This window comes from Streptomyces bambusae, from assembly GCF_020532645.1.
GTDB lineage: Bacteria > Actinomycetota > Actinomycetes > Streptomycetales > Streptomycetaceae > Streptomyces > Streptomyces bambusae.
Map to the genome: position 1 here is coordinate 38,900 of NZ_JAJAUZ010000002.1, position 18,278 is coordinate 57,177.

Here is an 18,278-nt window from a genome sequence, read left to right on the forward strand (position 1 = left end):
TCCAGACCTTTCACACCCCGACACCCCCGAACGGGAGCAGTCATGGAACAGTCCTCAGTCCCGATGCCGCCGCCGCTCGGCGAGCACCTGCGCTCGCCCGAGCTGCGGGCCGCGATGCTCGTGCAGCAGGAAGCCCTGTACGCGGCCCGGGAGTTCCTGCGCGGCCAGGGCTTCACCGAACTGCTGCCGCCGCTGGTGGGCCCGGTCACCGACCCCGGCGGCCGCGGCGCCAAGGCCCTGGACGTGGACTACTACGGCCATCCGTACAAGCTGATGACCAGCGCGATCCTGTACAAGCAGGCCTCGCTGCGCGGGTTCCCGAAGCTGTTCTACATCGCGCCGAACGTGCGGGTGGAGCCCGAGGAGACCGCCGGCACCGGCCGTCACCTGGTGGAGTTCCACCAGATCGACGTGGAGATCGCCGGGGCCGGCCGGCAGGACGCGCAGGACGTGGCCGCCGGGATGCTGACGCACATCGTCGAGCACGTGTGGACGGCCGTCCCGGACGTGCTCCGCGAACTAGGCCGCGAGGAGCTGGACTTCGCCGAGCTGCGGTCCGGGAAGTTCGACGCCTGCACCCACGAGGAGGCGGTGGCGCGGCTGGTCTCCGGCGGCCACCCCCAGAGCCCCGACGCCGAGATCGACTGGGCGGGCGAGCGGATCCTGTCCCTTGAGGCGGACCGGCCGTTCTTCGTCAACGACTACCCGAAGGGATCGCGCGGCTTCTACGACCGTGAGGACCCCGAACACCCCGGCGTGCTGCGGAACTTCGACCTTCTGGCGCACGGCGGCTACGGCGAGCTGGTCAGCGGCAGCGAGCGCGAGTCGGACTACGCGACGATCGTCACCCGGATGCGGGAGAGCGGCGAGAACCCCGCCAAGTACGCCTGGTACCTGGACCTGGCCCGCGAGGGCATCCCGGCCAGCGCCGGCTTCGGCATGGGCCTGCAGCGCCTGGTCCGCTTCCTGACCGGCCTGGACGCCCTCTGGCAGGTCAGCGCCTACCCGAAGCTCCCCGGGGTGGTGGCGCCGTGACCGGGCTCAAGGCGGCGGGCTTCCCGGAGCGCGCGGTACGCGCCCGGGCCCGCAACGGGACGGCCGAGGTGTTCCCGCCCGCGGACGGGTACGGCGCCGAGCTGTACGGGGCCGAGGCCGCGAGCGGTACGGACGCGCTGGACCGGGCGCGGATCGCGCCGCCGGTGTTCATGCCGCGGCGGCTGGAGAAGCTGATCGAACTGGGCCGCGAGCCCGGTCACGACGACGTGGACCTGCGCACGGAGGTCGGCGGGTTCGCCAGCGAACTCCCGCTGTTCCTCTCGGCGTTCGGCTCCACCCGGGCCGGCAGCGGGGACCTGGGCGTGGCCGCGAGCCGGCAGGCGGCCCGGCTGGGCATCCCGATGGTGATCGGCGAGAACATGGTCCCGGTGCACGGCTACCGGCGGGCCGGTGCGGACGGGGCCGACGGGGCGCGTTCCGCCCTGCTGGCGCGGATCGCCGCGTACACGGAGGCCGTGCCCGACGGGGTCGGCGGCGTGGTCGTCCAGCAGTCCACGGAGGACGCCGACTCGGAGGTGTGGAACCTCGTCTACAGCGACCCGGGCACCCGCCCGCTGCTGGAGTCGGGCCGGCTGGCCTTCGAGCTGAAGACCGGGCAGGGCGCGAAGCCGGGCCTGGGCGGCATGACCGTCGTCGGCCGGGCCGAAGGGGCCCGGCTGGCCGGACGGTTCACCGTACGGGACGTCCTCGGCGGCGGCTCGGCCGCGGACGCGGATCCCGCCGGGGCGGAAGGTGCGTACCTGCTGCGCTGTGCCACGCCGGGGACGTTCACCGAGGAGATCGTGCGCCAGCAGCTCCGCTTCATGCGCAACAACTTCCCGAAGGCCCGGACCTGGGTGAAGTTCCACCCGGGGCGTGACGTGGCGCAGGCCGCGGCGACGGCCTGGCGGGCCGGGGCCGACGCGGTCACCGTGGACGGCGCGGAGGGCGGCACCGGCTGGGCACCGCGGGTGTTCCTCGACCAGGTGGGGCTGGGTCTCGCCGACTGCCTGCGGCTGATCGCCGCCCGGACCGCCGGGGCGGGAGCGGACCGGCCGGACGCGGCCGTGGACTGCCTGCTGGCGACCGGCCGGATGTGGGAGGGCGGCCGGGCGGTCCGCGCCCTCGCGCTCGGCGCCCGTGCGGTGGGCCTGGGCCGGGCCGCGCTGATCGCGGTGGACGAGGACCCGCAGGAGGGCCTGGTGCGGCTGGCCGGGGCGCTGGCCCTGGAGGCGCGGCTGCTGATCAGCGCCCTCGGCAAGTACACGGCGGACGCGCTGGACGCCGAGGACCTGTGGTGGCCGGGCGGCGGCCGCACCCCCGTCGGCGCCGGCACGCCGGCCGCCGTTCCCGGGGCGCTGTCGTGACCCGGAACCGGCCGGAGCCGCGGACCCGGCCGCGGTCGGCGGCTCTGCGCCGCCGGCCGGCGGCCCCCGCCGGCGGCACGGTCCGCGCCCGTTTCTCCCTCTCCGAACTCCCCGTGCTCACCGTCCACCCCGCGTCCGCCGCACCGGCCGCCGCAGCCGCCGTCCGCACCCTGGCCACCGCGGGCCGCGGCTACCTCGGCGGCCACCTCGAACTCCGTACGAGCGCGCCGGCCGGCCGGTCCGCAGCCCTCACCGCGGCCACCCGGCGCGCCACCGCCCTGGCCGTCGCCTCCGCCCTGCGGGGCGGCCCGGGCACCGCCCGCGTCCGCATCGGACCGCACACGCCCTGACCCGGCCGCCCGACCGCCCGTACACCGGTGCGCCCGTGTGCCCGTTCACCGTGCGCCCGTTCACCGCGCTTCCCGACCAACCGGCCACCCGGCCTCCCCGCCTCCACAGAAAGAGTCCTCCATGGCTACGACATCCCCCGCGGCCCCGCCCGGTACCGAGCGGCCGGCCGCCGTGCAGTGGGGCAAGGTGGGTGCCCTGGTGAGCGGGCAGGCCGCGGTGCAGGCCGGCAGCTTCGCCCTGCTCATCGCGATGAACTGGACCGCCGTGCAGATCGGCGGGACCGGCGCCCTCACCCTGGTGCTGCTCGCGGCCACCGTCCCCCGGGCCCTGATGCTGGTCTTCGGCGGTGCCGTCGCCGACCTGCTGGGCCCGCGGGTCGTGCTCCTGCGCGCCACCTCGGCGCGGGTCGCCGTGCTCGTCGCCGGCGCCCTCGTCGTCGCGGGCACCGACCGGCTGTGGCCGCTGGCGCTGGTCGCCGTGGTCGAGGGCGCCCTGCTGGGCCTGGCCGGACCCGCGTCCGGCGTGCTGATGCCGCACCTGGCCACCCGCGAGCACCTGGCCCGCGCCAACTCGCTGTACGGGATGGTGCTCCGGGTCGCGCCGATCGCCGGCGCCCCGCTCGGTGCCTGGCTGATCACCGTCGGGCACCTGTGGGTGGCGCTGGCCGCGGCCGCCGCCGGCTGCGCGGTCTGGCTGGGATGCGCCGCATACGTGACCCACGGGTTCGCCCGGCCGCGCCGCGAGCCGGGGGTGTCGCTGCTGCGCCGTTCCGGCGACGGCTTCCGGCTGCTGGCCGCGCACCCGCGGCTGCGCTGGATGTTCCTGGCGTCCTTCTGCATCGACCTGGCGTTCAGCTGGCCGGCCGAGGTCGCGCTGCCGCTGCTGGTGTCCCAGCGCGGCTGGGGTGTCGGAGCCGTCGGTGTGGTGCTGGCCTGCTTCGGGGCGGGTGCGCTGGGCTCCAGTGCGCTCGGCGCGGCGCTGGCGCACCGGATCCCGGTGTTCGTCCGGCTGGTCGCGACCGGGGCGGGGCTCGCCGCGGGCATCGCCGTGATGGCCCTGATGCCGTCCGTGGTGACGCTGGCGGCGGTGGCGGGCGCGGTGGGCCTGCTGTCCGGGCTGAACGGCCCGGCGATCGTCACGGTCTACCAGCAGGCCGTGCCCGAGGGCCGCATGGGCGCGGCCATGTCCACCCTCTCCCTCGCCGGCATCGGCACGGCCCCGGTCTCGATCGCCGTGTTCAGCACCGTCTCCCTGGGCCTCGGCGTCCGGCAGACCTGGCTCCTGTGCGGCGCGATCGCCTGCCTCTCCCCGCTGTTCGCCCTGTACGCCCTCCGCAGCCCGGCCCCGGAGGCCGCCGAGGGGACGACCGGCGCACCGTCCCCGGAGGCCGGCGCCACGGCCGGCAGTCCGGCAGCCGTCCCGGCGACGACCGGCGAAGGGCCGGCCCCGCGGGCTGCGGCAGCCGGGTCCGCCGCGCCCGCCGGCTCCGCCGACGGCACCGCCGACGGCACCGGCCGGAGCGTCCCGGCCGCTCCGGCCGCCGACACCCCGGCCGCGCCCCTGACGGCCAACTCCCCCGCACCTGTGTGAGGTTGCCATGACGACGGAACTCCCGACCGCACCCCCCGCCCCACCTCCCCCGACCGCCCTCGCGCCCGCCCTGCTGGCGCCCGCCCCGCCCGCCGTCGTGTACGTGGCGCCGCCTCCGGCCTCACCTCCGGCGTACGGCAGTCCGCAGGTGTGGCTGGTGGACACCGCCACCCACCGGGTCACCGCCGCCCGGCACGCGCCGTACGTACTGGACCGTCAGGAACTGCTGCGTGCAGCGGAGTTCCTGCACGACGCCGACCGGGACGCATACCTGTGCGCCCACGTCGGCCTGCGCCGGCTCCTCGGCGGGTACCTGGGACTGCCGCCGCGCGGTGTGACGGTGTCGCGGGCCCCCTGCCCCGGCTGCGGCGAACCGCACGGCCGCCCGGTGCTGCCGGGCGACTCCCTGCACTTCTCGCTCTCGCACTGCGAGGGGCTCAGCCTGCTGGCGTTCGCCACCACCCCGGTCGGCGTGGACGTCGAGGCGGTGCCGCCGCTGCACACCGTGGCCGAGACCGCCGACGTCCTGCACCCCCGGGAGGCGGCGGAACTCGCGGCCCTCCCGCCGGCGGAACGCGCCCTCGCCTTCACCCGGGTGTGGACCCGCAAGGAGGCCTACCTCAAGGGCCTCGGCGTGGGCCTGTCCGAGGACCCGGCCGCGGACTACGTGGGCTCCGGCCCGGTGCCCGCCCCGCTGCCCGGCTGGTCCCTCACCGATGTCGCGGTCCCGCCGGGCCACTGCGCGGCGGTGGCCCTGAACCTGCCCGCGGCGGCTCCGGGGCAGCGCCCCGGAACGCCCCCGCACGGCCGCGGATAGCATGGGACCCCATGACCAGGATCGATATCCGGCCCGCGTCCGAAGCCGACCTGCCCGCCATCGTGGCGATGCTGGCCGACGACGAGCTCGGGGCCGCCCGCGAGACCCCCGACGACCTCACGCCCTACCTGGCGGCCTTCACCCGTCTCAAGGACGACCCGAACCAGAAGGTCGTCGTGGCCGAGCGGGCGGGCCAGGTCGTCGGCACCCTCCAGCTCACGATCATCCCCGGGCTGTCCCGCAGGGGTTCGACCCGGTCGGTCATCGAGGGCGTACGCGTCCACCGCTCGGCCCGCGGCGAAGGACTCGGCGGGCAGCTGATCGAGTGGGCCGTCGAGGAGTCCCGCCGGCAGGCCTGCCAGCTGGTCCAGCTGACCTCCGACCGCCTCCGCGAAGACGCCCACCGCTTCTACGAGCGCCTGGGCTTCACCGGCTCGCACGTGGGCTTCAAGCGCGCGCTCTGACCCGCGGGCCCGCGCGACTCGCGCTCCGACCCGCCTGCGCCGGCGGGTCAGGTGCGCAGCAGCCGGTCGAAGAAGGAGCGGTAGCTGCGCAGGGCGAGCCGGAGGTCCTCGGTCGGAGCCTCCTCGCCCTGCCGCCACCGGCCCTCCAGCTCCTGCTTGTGGTCGGCGAAGGTGCCGGCCAGGGTCTGCATGACCTCGGCGACCAGGGTGTCCGCGTCACGGACCGCTCCGCGCGGGTCGTCGACGAACCGGCCCTGGATGTCGCCCCAGTTGTGCCGGAACTCCTCGGCCCGGTCGCCGTCGAGCAGCGCCATCCGCGGGCCCGCGCCGTCGTCACCGGCCGTCGCGCCGACGGCCTTCGGCCCGTCGTCCGGCCCGTCGTCCGGCCCGTCCCGGCCCTCCTCGAAGGCCGCCTCCCTGGCGTCGGCCTCGTCCTGCTCCCGGCGGGCCTCGGCAGCCTCGTGCCGTTCCCGGCGGGCCTCCGCGGCCACGTCCTCCCGGTCCCGCCCCGGCGCGGGAGCGTGCCCGTCGCCGGTGGCCTCACCGGGGTACTCGGGCGGCCGGCCGGCCGTGCCGGATGATTCCTCCGGCCCGGCCGTGGCGGCCAACTCCTCGGTGCTCGGCCTGTGTTCGCCCGACGTCGTCATGCCGGCTCACCTCGTCCCGATCAGTTCGTCGAAGAGGGCGCGGTAGTGGACCATCGCCCCGCGCAGCTCCTCGGTGGTCGCCCGCCCCTCCCCGCTGCGCTCGTTCACCTCGTGGGCGGCCCGGTAGTGCTCCAGGGTCCGCCCGTGCTCCACGGACAGCTCTCGGAGCTGGTCCTCGTACCCGCGGGTGGGGTAGCCGCGGTCCTGCATCAGGTGGGTCAGGAGGCCGTCGGCACTGTCCACCGCCGCCTTCGGGTCGTCCACGAAGCGCTGCTGGACGGTGATCCAGTCCTCCTCGTAGCGGTGTCGCCGGTCGGCCGGCAGCTCCCTGATGTCGAGGTGCTCGTGCCGCTCCTCGCGCTGCCGCAGCTCGGAGTCCGCGGCCCGCTTGCTGCCCTCGTCCGCCACGGTCCGTTCGTACTCCGGCCCGAACCGCTCACGGAGCGCCCTGCGCCGCCGGAGCAGCCACAGTGCCACCCCGGCGGCGATCAGGACGACCGCGACCGGGATCACGATGGCGAGCAGTGTGCTGGTGGCCATGACCGCCTCCATCCCTGGGTCCCCAGTGACTTCAGCGCCTGCCCGCACCACCCGGCCGCAAACCCGCAGGGCGGCCACGGGGCCGGGGCATCCGCGACCGGCCCGAACCGCCTGCGGCCGACGGCCTCCCCGGGGCGCGGCCGAGGCGACCGGGGGCGACCCGGCATCCGGCCCGCCCGCGGACACCACCGGCCGACGTCACCAGCACGCTTCCAGCCCCGCACGAGGCCACCGCACGGCCCGACCTGCTCCACCATCGCCCCGGCCACGGCCAGTCGGACACAGAGGCCGCGATCCGCGACCACGAATCCGACGACGCACCAACGCACCCCGCACCAGCGGCAGGCAAGCGCGAGCACGCCCGCACAGCACCCACGGAGCCACCCACCAGAGCCTCGCCGGGCCGGACGCCGCCGCGGTCGCGCAGGCCGCGCAGGACGCCGGCGCGGAGACCGCCTCCATCCCACCGTCCCGGACACGGCGCACCCCGCGCCGCCCCCGGACGACGCCGGCAGCACAGCTTCCGCTCCCGCTCCCGCCCTGGGTCACCGCACGGCTCGCCTGCTCCACCCCGCGGCCACGGGATCGCACGACGCGCCGTCGCACCCCGCACCAGCGGCAGTCGAGCGCGAGCACGCCCGCACAGCACCCCCGGAGCGTCCCCACCAGAGCCTCGCCGGGCCGACCGAAGCGGCCGTCAGCACCCTCGCCGGCCACAGGTCCCGGACGGGCAAGGCGAACAGGGGCGGCAGCGGCGGCACGTCCGCCCTGCGCCGACTGCCCGGGCCCGGCCGGTGCCGGCGGTGCCGGTGCGCGCACCCTCCTCGCCCCCGGGGGCGCCCTTCCACCGACCCACTCACTAAGTTAGGTTAGGCATGCCTAAGTAGATTTGCTGCCCCTCGCCCCAGGAGCCCCCATGCCCTTCCGCCCCGCCGCCGCACCGCGCCCCACCCCCGCCGAGCGGATGCGCTCGATCGTCACGACCGCCCACTCCATGACCGTCACCGCGGACGGCCACCGCCACGAGATCCACCGGCTGAGCAGTTCACCGGCCCTGGGACGCCTGCACCTCCACGACCCGAGCGCCCCCGCGGACCCCTGCCCGCACCCCAACGGGCCCCGGACCGCCGGTGACCCGACCCCCCGCGTCCCGGTCCGCGTCGAGTTCACCGACGTCGCCCCCACCCCCGTACGCGACCGGGTCCGCGCCCGGGTGACGCTCACCGGCCTGGTGCCGGCCCCGTACGACCCGGAGACCACCACCGACACCTGCCTGTACCTCGGCCAGGCGGTCATCGAGGACGCCGACGGCCGCACCTACGTCACGCTGGACGAGCTGAACTCGGCCGATCCCGACCCGCTCGCCGGCTCCGAGGCGGCCATGCTCCAGCACCTCACCTCCGCCCACCCCGACCTCGTCACCCTCCTCCTCCGCCTCGTCTCCCCCCGCCTCAAGCACGGCCTCACCCGCGCCCTCCCCGTCGCCCTGGACCGCCACGGCATCACCTTCCGCCTGGAACACCCCACCACCACCCACACCACCCGCCTCCCTTTCCCCAGCCCTCTCACCGACATCGACCAGGCGACCCCCCGCATCCACGCCCTCCTCGCCGCCGCCCGCCGCACCACCCACACCCACCTGACGGCCTGACGCCCGCCCCGCCCGCCACCGGCGCATCCCGGCCACCACCCCGAACGCCCCGAACGCCCCGACCCGGACGAGCCGTTACGTTGCACCGCGGGCCCTGTCCAGCCTCCGGGCCCGCAGCACACCACGCCCGGCTCCACCAGGAAGGCGCACGATGCAGCAGCAGACCGTATTGGCGGCGGGACAGGTACTCGCGGGCCCCGGCGGCGAGGTGATCCGGAACGGAGCCGTCCTGGTCCGGGACGACACGATCACGGCCACCGGACCCCGAGTCGAGGTCGAGCGCCTGGCCGAACCGTCCGCCGTACGCCTCGACTTCCCCGACGGCACCCTGCTGCCCGGCCTGATCGACGCCCACGTCCACCTCGCGCTCGACGCCGGCCCCGACCCGGTGGCGAGCCTGCTGGCCACCTCCGACGACGACCTGTACCCGCAGATGGCCGCCCGCGCCGAACGGCTCCTCGCAGCCGGCGTGACCACAGCTCGGGACCTCGGTGACCGCGGCGGCCTGGCCGTCCGCCTCCGCGACGAGATCGCCGCCGGCAACCGCCCCGGACCCCGCCTCCTGTCCGCCGGCACCCCGCTGACCGGCCCCGGCGGACACTGCTGGTTCCTCGGCGGCGAAGTCGAGGGCGAGGACGCGATCCGGGCCGCCGTACGCCGCAACGCATCGAACGGCGTCGACCTCATCAAGGTCATGGCCACCGGCGGCGGCATCACCAAGGGGGGGCCGCCTGTCTGGCAGGCCCAGTTCACCCCGCACGAGATGAACGTCATCGTGGCCGAGGCCCGCCGCGCCGGCCTGCCGGTGGCCGCCCACGCCCACGGCACCGAGGGCATCGAGGCCGCCGTGGCCGCCGGCGTCGACACCATCGAGCACTGCACCTGGATGGCCCGCGACGGCTTCGACGTACGCGAAGACCTGGTGGCCGCCCTGGCCGACCGGGGCATCGCAGTGTGCCCCGCCGCCAGCCCCGACTGGCGCGGCTTCGCGGAACGCTTCGGCACCGAACGGGCCGAGGAGATGTTCCGGCGCATCCGCTGGATGGCCCAGCGCGGCGTACGGCTCCTGCCCGGCACCGACGCCGGGATCTCCCGCGCCGTTTTCGACGGCTTCGTCGCCAGCCTGGAGTTCTTCCTGCACATCGGCATGACCCCGCCCGACGTCATCGACACGGCCACCGTCCACGCCGCAGCAGCCCTGGGCCTCGCCCGCCGCACCGGCCGCCTCGCCCCCGGCCACCGCGCCGACCTCCTGGTCGTCGACGGCAACCCCCTCACCGACCTGACCGCCCTCCGCGCCCCCCACCTCGTCGTCGCCGCGGGCCGCCCGTACACTCCGGCGACCCCCGCCACCCCGGCCCCGAACGCGTAGCCGCACGTTCCACCGCATCGCCCGGAAGCAGCAAATGCGAAACCAGAACGACCGGAACTCGTCACAACAGTTCACTTGCCGCGAATAAGCGGGCGACCGGCCGCCCGCCGGGAGATCCCCCTTTAGGGTGAACACCACTTCCCGGGCTGACGTGAGCGGATTTCGGTTTCCGGGAAATCCACGAAAAGCGCGGCCGATTGCAGGGGAATGCCAGAAATCGATGTACCGGCCCTCAGGAAACCGTCCCGGCTGATGGGTCAGGAAGTCGCCAGGACCCTGGCCGAGGCACCATTGCACCGGGTTTCCGGAACGCTGCTGGTCGCCGGGGACCCCGGCGGATCCTTCCACCTCCGGGACGGCGCCATCGCCGAGGTGGCCTCGCCGGGTGCCCCCGGCGCGGAAACCCTCCTCCTGCGGTCCGCCCGCATCAGCGAAACGGACTGGGCCGCCGCGACGCTGTCCTGCCCCGCGGAACGGCCCCTCGGCGCCGAACTCGTCGAACGCAAACTCGTCGGCGCCGCGGAATTGCAGCTGATCTGCGTGGCGGCCGCATTGGACGGCGCGCTGGCCATCGGAATGGGCCGGATCGACGGTTTCACCCTCGAACGGGACACGCACGACTGCCGGGTCCCCGCCCTCCGGCCCATCGAGCCCGACTGGCTCGTACGGGAAGCGGAACGGCGCATCCGCGCCCTCGCCGCTCGCCGCCACCCCTTCTCCCCGTTCCGCACCCGGCTCGGCCGCACCGACGCCGGCACCGCCGCCCTGGACACCGCCGCCGACGGCGAGCGCCGGGAGATCCTGCTGCGCGTCAACGGCCGCCGCAGCACCAGGGACATCGCGTTCCTCCTCGGCCGGAGCCTGTACGCCGTCGCGGTCGAGGTCTCCCGGCTGCTCGGCGAGGACCTGGTCGAGGCCGTCGTACCCGACGCGTCCACGGCCACGGACCCGTACGCCGGGCCCCGCACGCCCACGGACGGCCTCCCGCGCCGCCTGCCGGGAGCCAGCGGCATCACCAACGTCCTGCCGCTCCGCCCGGCCGCCGGCCTCTAGGCCGCCCGCCGCCCATCACCCGCCACCCCGCCGCCCCCGCCGGCGGCGGCACGCACGCCCTCGCACGAACGAACCCGACAGGAGCGCAGTGACAACAAGGAAAGCCCAGCTGGCGGCAGAGGTGAGGACCCTGCGGAACCGGGTCGTCGGCGTCACCGACGTCGTCGTGGCGTCCGTGGACGGTCTGCTGATCACGGCGGAGACCGACGACACCGCGGAGCCCGAGAGCCTGGCCGCCCTCACCGCGGCGACCCTCAACATCGCCCGCCGCGCCGGCTCCATGACGCACCGGGGCCTGCTCCACCACACCGTGTCCCAGTTCACCGACGGCTACCTCGTCACCCACTCCCTCGGCGACATGGCCCTGATCGGGGTGCTCGGCGACGCCGGCATGGACATCACCCGCCTGCACACCGAGGCCCAGGCCTCCGCGCAGCGCATCACCACCCTGCTCACCGAACCCCCCGCGGACGCGGGCCACCACGACAGAACCGGAGAAGGAGCGCGATGAGCGGGTCGGAAACGCACGGACCGCAGAGCATGGCGAGCCGCGTCACGAGCACCGTCAAGGCGTTGCGCGCCGAGGTGCCGGACTGCGTGGCCGCGGGAGTCATCGACATGTCCACGGGCATGCTGCTCTCGGTCGAGACCGTCGACTCGCACCCGCCGGAGGTCCTCGACATGCTCGCGGCCGCCACGCTCGACCTCTTCCAGGGCCGCAACGTCCTCATGATCGAAGGCATCTTCAAGGAACGCCGCGGCGTCGTCAGCGACGAGCACTACTTCCAGGAAATCCTGGTCAACAGCGACAACCTCGCCCACCTCTTCCTCAGAGTGGACAGCGACGACGAGGTGGTCGCCGTGGTCGTCTGCCGCAAGACGGTCAACGTGGGCATGCTCTTCGCCCAGGCCCGCCGGGTCCTGAAGGACCAGGGCCACCTGTAAACGGGTCCCGCCTCAAGGGCGTGACCAAGAAACCCCGGCCCCAGAACTCCGGCACCCCCAATCCCACCCAGGGCCTCCCAACCGGCACACCCACGCCAACCCACTCCAACGGGAGGCCCTGGCTCCCGGCCCAATTCGGCCAACTATGCAGGCTGCCCGCCCATACGCAGGAGGGGAGGGCTCAACACCCCTGCGTTCCCCGTGCGGTAGAGCGCAGCCGGACGGCCCGTCGAAGGCATCCTCTGTCCACCTGTCGGCTCCACGAATCCTGCGGTCCCCAGCACCTTGCGCCGAAAGTTGCTCGGATCCAACGGCTGCCCCCAGACCACTTCGTAGACCGTGCGCAAGTCGCTCAGAGTGAACTCAGCTGCACAAAAGGCCGTGGCGACAGGGGTGTGCTCGAGTTTGCGGCGGACCTGCTCCAGAGCGTCGGCGAGGATCTCGGAATGATCGAACGCCAGCCTCACGCCGTCCCGGTCCAGGTCTTCCACCGATGCCCAGTAGGCGTGGTGCGCATCCGTACCACCCACGGGCGCGGGCAGGTCAGGCCCCAGGGCCAGGTACGCGACGGTGACCACCCGCCCTCTCGGATCTCGTCCAGGGTCACCGTAAGCACCCAGCTGCTCCAGGTGGAGGAGACCGCCGTCGATGCCGGCTTCCTCCCACAACTCACGTAGCGCGCCTTGCCGTAGGGTCTCCCCTTTTTGGACATACCCACCGGGGAGCGCAGGCCGACCCAGGAACGGCTCCAGTCCCCGGTCGATCAGGAGCACCATCAGGCGGGTGCCCCGCAGCGTGAAGATCGCGAGGTCCACCGTCACCCACGAGGCCTCCACCTCATCGGAGTCTTTCAGCCAGTCATCCAAAGGAACCCCTAAAGGTCACATTGACTTGAACACTCTCGCCTCTTATGGTCACTCAGACCTTAACCCCAGGACGGCGAGGGCAGGACATGGCCACTCTCCCCGCACCACCCGCAAAGGGCTCCGGCGACGAACTCACCGCCGTAACACGTCACTTATGCACGGGCGCATACGTTGACGAGCACTTCCGCGACCTCGTGATCGACAAGGTCTGCACGTCCCCGCACCGCAGGGTGGCCCCTTCGTACGGCTTCGACATCGTCCCGGTCATGCGCCATGCATGGCGCGCCGCAACCCTTACGGCCGTGCTGCGCATCACGCTGCTCGGTTCGGTCATCGCGCCGACGTGTGCAGGTGCCCTGCCCGCGAGCGTTCTCGTGGCATGCGGCCTGGCTCTCCTGTGGCTCCTCCGTCTGGGTCTGCTCATCCACCGGGGCGACCGCGAGCTCCGGATCGACCGAAAGACCGCACCCCGCAACAAGGAGCGGCAGCACTGGCAGCGTGTGCATCAGCGCCGCCTCCAACAGATGCTGCCGAGAAGGAGATCGGAGAAGTCACTGGCGCTGCAACGCGTCGGCAGCATCGCGCTCGCTGTCGCGACAACGGGCCTCGCACTCGCGCTCATCCACCCCCGCGACGCCACCGCAGCCCTCCACGTGGGGGCAGCTCTCATGCTCATGTGCCTCGCCATCGGAGCCATACGCCAGCTGCAGCTCAATCGGATCCTCCGGGCGCCGACCCTGCGCCCCGCGCGTCTTTCCCGCCGGCAGCGGGTGGCCGACGTTCAACAGGAGGACGTGCACACCGTGTACCGCCGCCCTCGCCACAATCAGGACAAGGGAGTGACCGAGGACGATCTGACCGTGTTCACGCTCTTCGGAAGAGAGTCTCCCTTCATCGGTGCCGGAGAGATCGTCTACCAGTGGAACCCGCCGATGAGCGTCCAACTCCTGCGTCCCGTCGACGACGATGACGCCCCTCTGCAGGAGCGAGAGCATCTCGTGCCCCCTTTCCAGGCACACGAGCTCGTCGAGCACTTGCGCCAGGCAGTACGCCTACTCAACACCGACAGCCACGAGGTACGTCTGCCCGCGCAGGTCAGGGACCGCGTCTACGTGTCCGAGACCGACGTGGCAACCGATCGCTCCCTGCTCCCGCAACAGCTCACCGACGCGGATTTACGGGACATCATCAACACACCAGGGTCAAGGGGGCACCATTTCCTCGAGGTCACCACACCGCTGGAGGGTGCGGAGTACGTGGCGACCGTCCTGCTCCACGTCAGCGTAAGAGGACGAACCCTGATCATCTCCACGGCAGCGTGCGTCCTCGCGCACACGCCGAGGTCGTTCCAACGGACAGCCGAGTTCGGCCAGCACGGCCTGACGGCGGTTGTATCGGCTGCTTTCCGTGAACTGTTCGCTCTCCCCGAACAGGTCGAGCGCTCGTGGCGGATCATCCGGTATCTCCAGGCTCTGGTCAGGGCTGCCGTTCTCCCTGCGGATCTCACCTCCACCCCGATACCCAATGTCCTCATCGGCAGTCGTGTGAGCATCCGGGAGGAATCGGCCCAGGCGTGGTCCAAGGTCCAACTGGAGAAGACCGACATCCTCGGCCGGATGAAGACGATCGAACAACGCCTGCTTCGAGCAGCAGGCGACTTCCTGCTGACCAAGGATGTGGACGCATCCGAGTTCAACAACCGAGCGCTCAAAATCATCAACAGCGGGATCTTCAACTTCGGTGACAACAACACCATCAGCAACAACGCAGTAGGCGATGCAGCCCAGGTCGGCGCTCTGGCGCACCCTGCGACAGCGGCCGACGGCCCCGGCGAAGGAGGAGCTCAGTGAACACCAACCGAGGCATCAGCTCTCATGGAAACGGCAACACCATCAGCAACAACGCCGTGGGCAGCCACGCCCGCGTGGTCGCAGCGCCCCCGGCGGAGCAAAGCGGCACACCGGTCGCCGGCGCCATGGCAGCGGCTGAGCAGGACACGTGGGACGTCGGAATCGTCACCATCCTCAGCGAGGAACTGCGCTCTCTGTGCGCCGAGTTGAAGCTCGAACGGCACAAGGCGCCAGGCGGCCTCTACTTCTACCGCGGAGAATACGCCACTCCGGATTCAACCGTACGCATCGTCGCCACTCAGACTCAGAGCCAAGGGCAGCGGTCGACCATGGCGGCCTTGGAGAACCTGCGACGCCACTACGCTCCTCGGATGTGGGTCCTCGTCGGGGTGGGGGGCGGTATTCACGACGAGCACGCCCGCATCGGGAACGTCATCGTCTCGACCGAAGTCGTCTACTACGAGAACCGCAAAATCAATCCGCTCGGTGACGTCCGCAGACGCGGGGAACACCGACAGGCCCCGGCCCCGGTGGTGCACGCCGTGAACGCCTTCTTCACCGAGCACGGCACACCCGCCCGCATCCACGGTCAGCTCGCCCCACAACCCTCGGGGGAATACGAGGTGTATCCGGGACTGATCGGCTCCGGTGAAGCAGTCATCGCCGACCGCGACAGCGACATCCGTCGATACCTCGCGCAGTACAACGAGAAGGTGCTGGCAGTGGACATGGAAGCGGGAGGACTGAGCCAGTACTGGCAGGAGAACTCCGTGCACGACGAGACGAATCCCGGCTGGATCGTCATCCGAGGCGTTTCCGACAACGCAGACGAAGCGAAGGGACACGCACACCACGAACTCGCGGCCCGCAACGCCGCACACGTTCTGCGACTCCTGCTCCCCTTCCTCTGTTGACCCAGTCGTGGGCCGCGCCGAATCCGACTCGACACCGGAAGAAGGCTCCGCATGACCGAATTTCTGCTCGGAATCCTCGGCTCTCTTGCAGCCAGCGCGATCCTCCTCGTCCTCGGCCTGCTCCGCGGCGCCCGTCCCCTGTGGTGGCTGCTCGCCACCTGCTCCCGGTACACGGGGACCGGCCTCGGACGCGTCTACCGCCACCAGTCCTCGTCCGAACGGGACCTCGCTCGCGATCTGCGGAGAGCCCGCTGGGTCAAAGTGCTGGCGGGCCGGGGAAACGTGCTCACCCGTGAGGTGTTCTCACCCTTGTGGTCGGCAGGTGCCTCCCCGCAGTCCGTCCAGATCCTCCTGCCCGATCCCGACCCCGACCCCAGAGAGGACTCGTGGCTCGACAGGCGCTCCGAGGAGGTGGCCCGATTCGATCCCGGTTTCGCGGTGGGTGTGCTCAGAAGCCAGGTCCGGACGAACATCGACTACCTGGCCCGGGTGACACAGGCGAGGGACGACATTGAACTGCGCACCTTCAACCTGCCGAACAACTGCCGTGTGATCGCGACGGACCGTGCCGCCTACCTCACCTACTACAGTGCGTCGGCCCATGGCAGAAACTCCCCGTGCCTGTACGCGCGAGCGCCCGGCTTCCTCTACACCGCCGCCCTGCGACAGTTCGACGCAACGTGGACACACGCCACACCACCCCTCCCGACACCCCTGACCTGAACCCCAGATCAAGGGTTTCGATGTCTCTGCTTCCGTGCAGAACGGCTCCTTGCGCGCTGTGGCCGGCACCGTGATCCCGATGAACCTCATGCGGCGCCGGGAGCCCCACGGCAAGCCGCTGCATCTGGTCAACAAGAAGGCCAAGGAACCGGCCGGGCCGATCGGGCAGGACGGCAAGCGCGTGTGGGTGGCTGAAGCGGTCTGCTTCACGGGCCGACCTGAGCCGACTACAACGCCAAGCACAGCGAGCTGCCCGAGACAGCCCGGGTCCGCATCGACTTCCGGGAACGCAACTCCTCCGCGGCCTCGCGGCAGTCGGTCGACTACGCCGCCCACCGGGAGCCAGCCGTACTCCAGCGGTTCAGTCACCCCGGTGTTGTCCAGTACCGGCAGCACTACCCGTCCGAGCACACCGCCGGCCCCGTCGTCGTGTTCGACTACGACCGGCAGACCCTGCGCCTGGACGACTACTTGCACCAGTGTGGCGACCAACTGGACATCCTGGCCACGTGCGCCTGCGGGAGAACCTGACGCCAGACACCTGGCGAGCACCCGGCTGGCTACAGCCGTACTGGCGCCAGGCTCGCCGACTTCGACGGCGCGCGCCGGACCCTGGCGGTGTCCGTACGGTTCGTATCAGACCAGCGGCGATCTCAGCACGCGTCGTACCCGCCTGAATCCGCCGCTCACGCCTCGTCCTTCACCGGCTCCAGAATCGCCACGCACTCCACGTGGTGCGTCATCGGGAAGATGTGGACCCGTGGGGTGGTAGTCAAAGCCGCAGGTCAGAGGCGGTTTTCCCCTACTCTCCAACGGGCCGTGCGTCAAACGAGCGTCACCAGCGTCGGCGTGCGTCACGGGCTATCGCCACTCTTGCCGTGCCGCCCTTGAGGGGCGCCCTGGCCAGGGTAGCGGAAACGGGTACGGCGCCGCCGGCCACACGCGGAAAGGGGTGTGGCCGGCGGCGCCGGGGAAACGCTATGTGCGAGGTGGACGGGAGGTTACCTACCGTCACCGACGGCGAGCATCCGTGCCCGGGCTCGGGGTGGCCCCGTCTGGAACGATCAGTTGGGAGTCCAGCCGCTGCCAGGCTCCGAGGACCGCTTGGTGAGCATCGGGGGCGAGGTGCGCGTACCGCTGCGTGGTCTGGTAGCTCTCATGCCCGAGCAGGTGCTGCACCTCGTACAGTGACACCCCCTTCTGAACCAGCCAGGACGCACAGGTGTGACGCATGGAGTGCGGCGGGTAGTGCGGAACCGGCCGGTTCGTCCCGTCAGGTTCTGCGTAGTGCGCGCGCTTGACCGCGGGCCACCATGTCTGGGTCCGCCAGTTGCCGTCGTCGAGCAACCGACCGGACCGGCCCTTGGTGACAGTGGTGAAGACGACTCCCGCGCGGTCGCGCCCGCGCATGTGGCGGGCAAGGGCGTCGAGAACGTGCTCGGGGATCGGGACCTCGCGGCGGCTCTTCGAGCTCTTCGGGTACTCCTTGATCCCTGACTTCGTGTTGACCTCCACGACGAACAGCCGGCCCCGCCGCCAGTCGATGCGGTGCCCATGGAGACCGGCCAGCTCTCCCCACCGCAGGCCTGTGTAGAAGGCGAGCAGCACCATCGTCTGCCACGGCTCTTCGAGCTCGTCGAGGATGGCTTGGGCCTCCTCGACGGTGAACCACTGCGGCGGCTTTACCGCCTCCCGGGGCAGGTCGATGCGCCTGCAAGGCGTCACGGAAATGAGGTTCTCGTCGACCGCCGCTCGCATGATGGAGGACATCAGGTTGTAGGCCCGCCGGATCGCCGAGGCCCCCTTCTTCTCCACGACCAGCTTCCGGACCCAGGACTGCACGTCCAGGCGGGAGATCGCGCGCACTTCCCAATCAGACCAGTACGGAGTGATGTGGGTACGTATGCATGAAGCGTCTCCTCGCTGCGTATGGGGTTCCACGACGCGGGCTTCCCACCAGCGGTCGTGCCACTCCCCAAACTTGATCTTCCCCGCCTGCGGATCCTGATACGCATTCCGGCGGAGTTTCGCCTCCTGGTCCAGGCCCCATTCGCGGGCCTGCGACCGAAGGGGAAACGTTTCAGTGAACCGCT

At 71.9% G+C, this 18,278-nt stretch carries 18 protein-coding genes; 14 read left to right on the forward strand and 4 right to left on the reverse strand.

Annotation, left to right across the window (positions count from 1 at the left end; translation table 11 throughout):
* The first annotated feature begins 42 nt into the window (after window positions 1–42).
* The 6 genes from LG634_RS01590 to LG634_RS01615 all read left to right on the forward strand — a co-directional run bounded on the left by LG634_RS01590 (window position 43) and on the right by LG634_RS01615 (window position 5,624).
* Entirely contained in the window at window positions 43–1,035 is a 993-nt protein-coding gene (locus tag LG634_RS01590; protein ID WP_226731725.1) for an asparagine synthetase A, read from the forward strand.
* Complete coding sequence (locus tag LG634_RS01595; protein WP_226731726.1) at window positions 1,032–2,402, forward strand: glutamate synthase-related protein; 1,371 nt, start codon at window positions 1,032–1,034, stop codon at window positions 2,400–2,402. Before LG634_RS01590 ends, LG634_RS01595 begins: the two co-directional genes overlap by 4 nt.
* Window positions 2,399–2,752, forward strand: a complete 354-nt coding sequence (locus LG634_RS01600; RefSeq protein ID WP_226731727.1) for a hypothetical protein — start codon at window positions 2,399–2,401, stop codon at window positions 2,750–2,752. The genes LG634_RS01595 and LG634_RS01600 overlap by 4 nt, the downstream gene beginning before the upstream one ends.
* A 121-nt stretch (window positions 2,753–2,873) precedes the next feature.
* On the forward strand, window positions 2,874–4,343 hold the full coding sequence (locus tag LG634_RS01605) for an MFS transporter (RefSeq protein WP_226731728.1): 1,470 nt from the start codon (window positions 2,874–2,876) through the stop codon (window positions 4,341–4,343).
* 7 nt (window positions 4,344–4,350) lie between these two features.
* Window positions 4,351–5,160, forward strand: a complete 810-nt coding sequence (locus LG634_RS01610) for a 4'-phosphopantetheinyl transferase family protein (protein ID WP_226731729.1) — start codon at window positions 4,351–4,353, stop codon at window positions 5,158–5,160.
* A gap of 11 nt (window positions 5,161–5,171) precedes the next feature.
* The gene (locus LG634_RS01615; protein WP_226731730.1) at window positions 5,172–5,624 is read left to right on the forward strand and encodes a GNAT family N-acetyltransferase; all 453 of its coding nucleotides are present in this window, start codon (window positions 5,172–5,174) and stop codon (window positions 5,622–5,624) included.
* Window positions 5,625–5,671: 47 nt separating this feature from the next.
* Here the strand turns inward: LG634_RS01615 and LG634_RS01620 are convergent, their stop codons facing one another.
* Both LG634_RS01620 and LG634_RS01625 read right to left on the reverse strand, forming a co-directional pair.
* The gene (locus tag LG634_RS01620; RefSeq protein WP_226731731.1) at window positions 5,672–6,271 is read right to left on the reverse strand and encodes a hypothetical protein; all 600 of its coding nucleotides are present in this window, start codon (window positions 6,269–6,271) and stop codon (window positions 5,672–5,674) included.
* A 6-nt stretch (window positions 6,272–6,277) separates the two neighbouring features.
* Window positions 6,278–6,811, reverse strand: a complete 534-nt coding sequence (locus tag LG634_RS01625; protein WP_226731732.1) for a hypothetical protein — start codon at window positions 6,809–6,811, stop codon at window positions 6,278–6,280.
* Between the two features lie 916 nt (window positions 6,812–7,727).
* Here LG634_RS01625 and LG634_RS01630 point away from each other — a divergent pair.
* The 5 genes from LG634_RS01630 to LG634_RS01650 all read left to right on the forward strand — a co-directional run bounded on the left by LG634_RS01630 (window position 7,728) and on the right by LG634_RS01650 (window position 11,832).
* The gene (locus LG634_RS01630) at window positions 7,728–8,462 is read left to right on the forward strand and encodes a DUF2470 domain-containing protein (RefSeq protein WP_226731733.1); all 735 of its coding nucleotides are present in this window, start codon (window positions 7,728–7,730) and stop codon (window positions 8,460–8,462) included.
* Between the two features lie 151 nt (window positions 8,463–8,613).
* Window positions 8,614–9,834 carry an amidohydrolase family protein gene (locus LG634_RS01635; protein ID WP_226731734.1) on the forward strand — a complete coding sequence of 407 codons (1,221 nt, stop codon included), beginning with the start codon at window positions 8,614–8,616 and terminating at the stop codon, window positions 9,832–9,834.
* 252 nt (window positions 9,835–10,086) lie between these two features.
* A complete protein-coding gene (locus LG634_RS01640) occupies window positions 10,087–10,887 on the forward strand; it encodes a hypothetical protein (protein WP_226731735.1) in 801 nt (266 codons plus the stop codon).
* Window positions 10,888–10,975: 88 nt separating this feature from the next.
* The gene (locus tag LG634_RS01645; RefSeq protein ID WP_226731736.1) at window positions 10,976–11,398 is read left to right on the forward strand and encodes a roadblock/LC7 domain-containing protein; all 423 of its coding nucleotides are present in this window, start codon (window positions 10,976–10,978) and stop codon (window positions 11,396–11,398) included.
* The gene (locus LG634_RS01650; protein ID WP_226731737.1) at window positions 11,395–11,832 is read left to right on the forward strand and encodes a hypothetical protein; all 438 of its coding nucleotides are present in this window, start codon (window positions 11,395–11,397) and stop codon (window positions 11,830–11,832) included. Before LG634_RS01645 ends, LG634_RS01650 begins: the two co-directional genes overlap by 4 nt.
* A gap of 143 nt (window positions 11,833–11,975) precedes the next feature.
* Here the strand turns inward: LG634_RS01650 and LG634_RS01655 are convergent, their stop codons facing one another.
* Window positions 11,976–12,698: an NUDIX hydrolase gene (locus LG634_RS01655; protein ID WP_226731738.1), complete on the reverse strand. Its 723-nt coding sequence runs from the start codon at window positions 12,696–12,698 to the stop codon at window positions 11,976–11,978.
* 86 nt (window positions 12,699–12,784) lie between these two features.
* Between LG634_RS01655 and LG634_RS01660 the strand changes: the two genes are divergently transcribed.
* The 3 genes from LG634_RS01660 to LG634_RS01670 are packed head-to-tail and all read left to right on the forward strand — an operon-like array spanning window position 12,785 to window position 16,185.
* Window positions 12,785–14,548 carry an AbeC-like domain-containing protein gene (locus LG634_RS01660; protein ID WP_226731739.1) on the forward strand — a complete coding sequence of 588 codons (1,764 nt, stop codon included), beginning with the start codon at window positions 12,785–12,787 and terminating at the stop codon, window positions 14,546–14,548.
* Window positions 14,545–15,462 carry a 5'-methylthioadenosine/S-adenosylhomocysteine nucleosidase family protein gene (locus LG634_RS01665; protein WP_226731740.1) on the forward strand — a complete coding sequence of 306 codons (918 nt, stop codon included), beginning with the start codon at window positions 14,545–14,547 and terminating at the stop codon, window positions 15,460–15,462. The genes LG634_RS01660 and LG634_RS01665 overlap by 4 nt, the downstream gene beginning before the upstream one ends.
* A gap of 51 nt (window positions 15,463–15,513) precedes the next feature.
* A complete protein-coding gene (locus LG634_RS01670; RefSeq protein ID WP_226731741.1) occupies window positions 15,514–16,185 on the forward strand; it encodes a hypothetical protein in 672 nt (223 codons plus the stop codon).
* Between the two features lie 1,011 nt (window positions 16,186–17,196).
* Here LG634_RS01670 and LG634_RS01680 read toward each other — a convergent pair.
* Complete coding sequence (locus tag LG634_RS01680; protein WP_226731742.1) at window positions 17,197–18,051, reverse strand: tyrosine-type recombinase/integrase; 855 nt, start codon at window positions 18,049–18,051, stop codon at window positions 17,197–17,199.
* Window positions 18,052–18,278 lie beyond the last annotated feature (227 nt).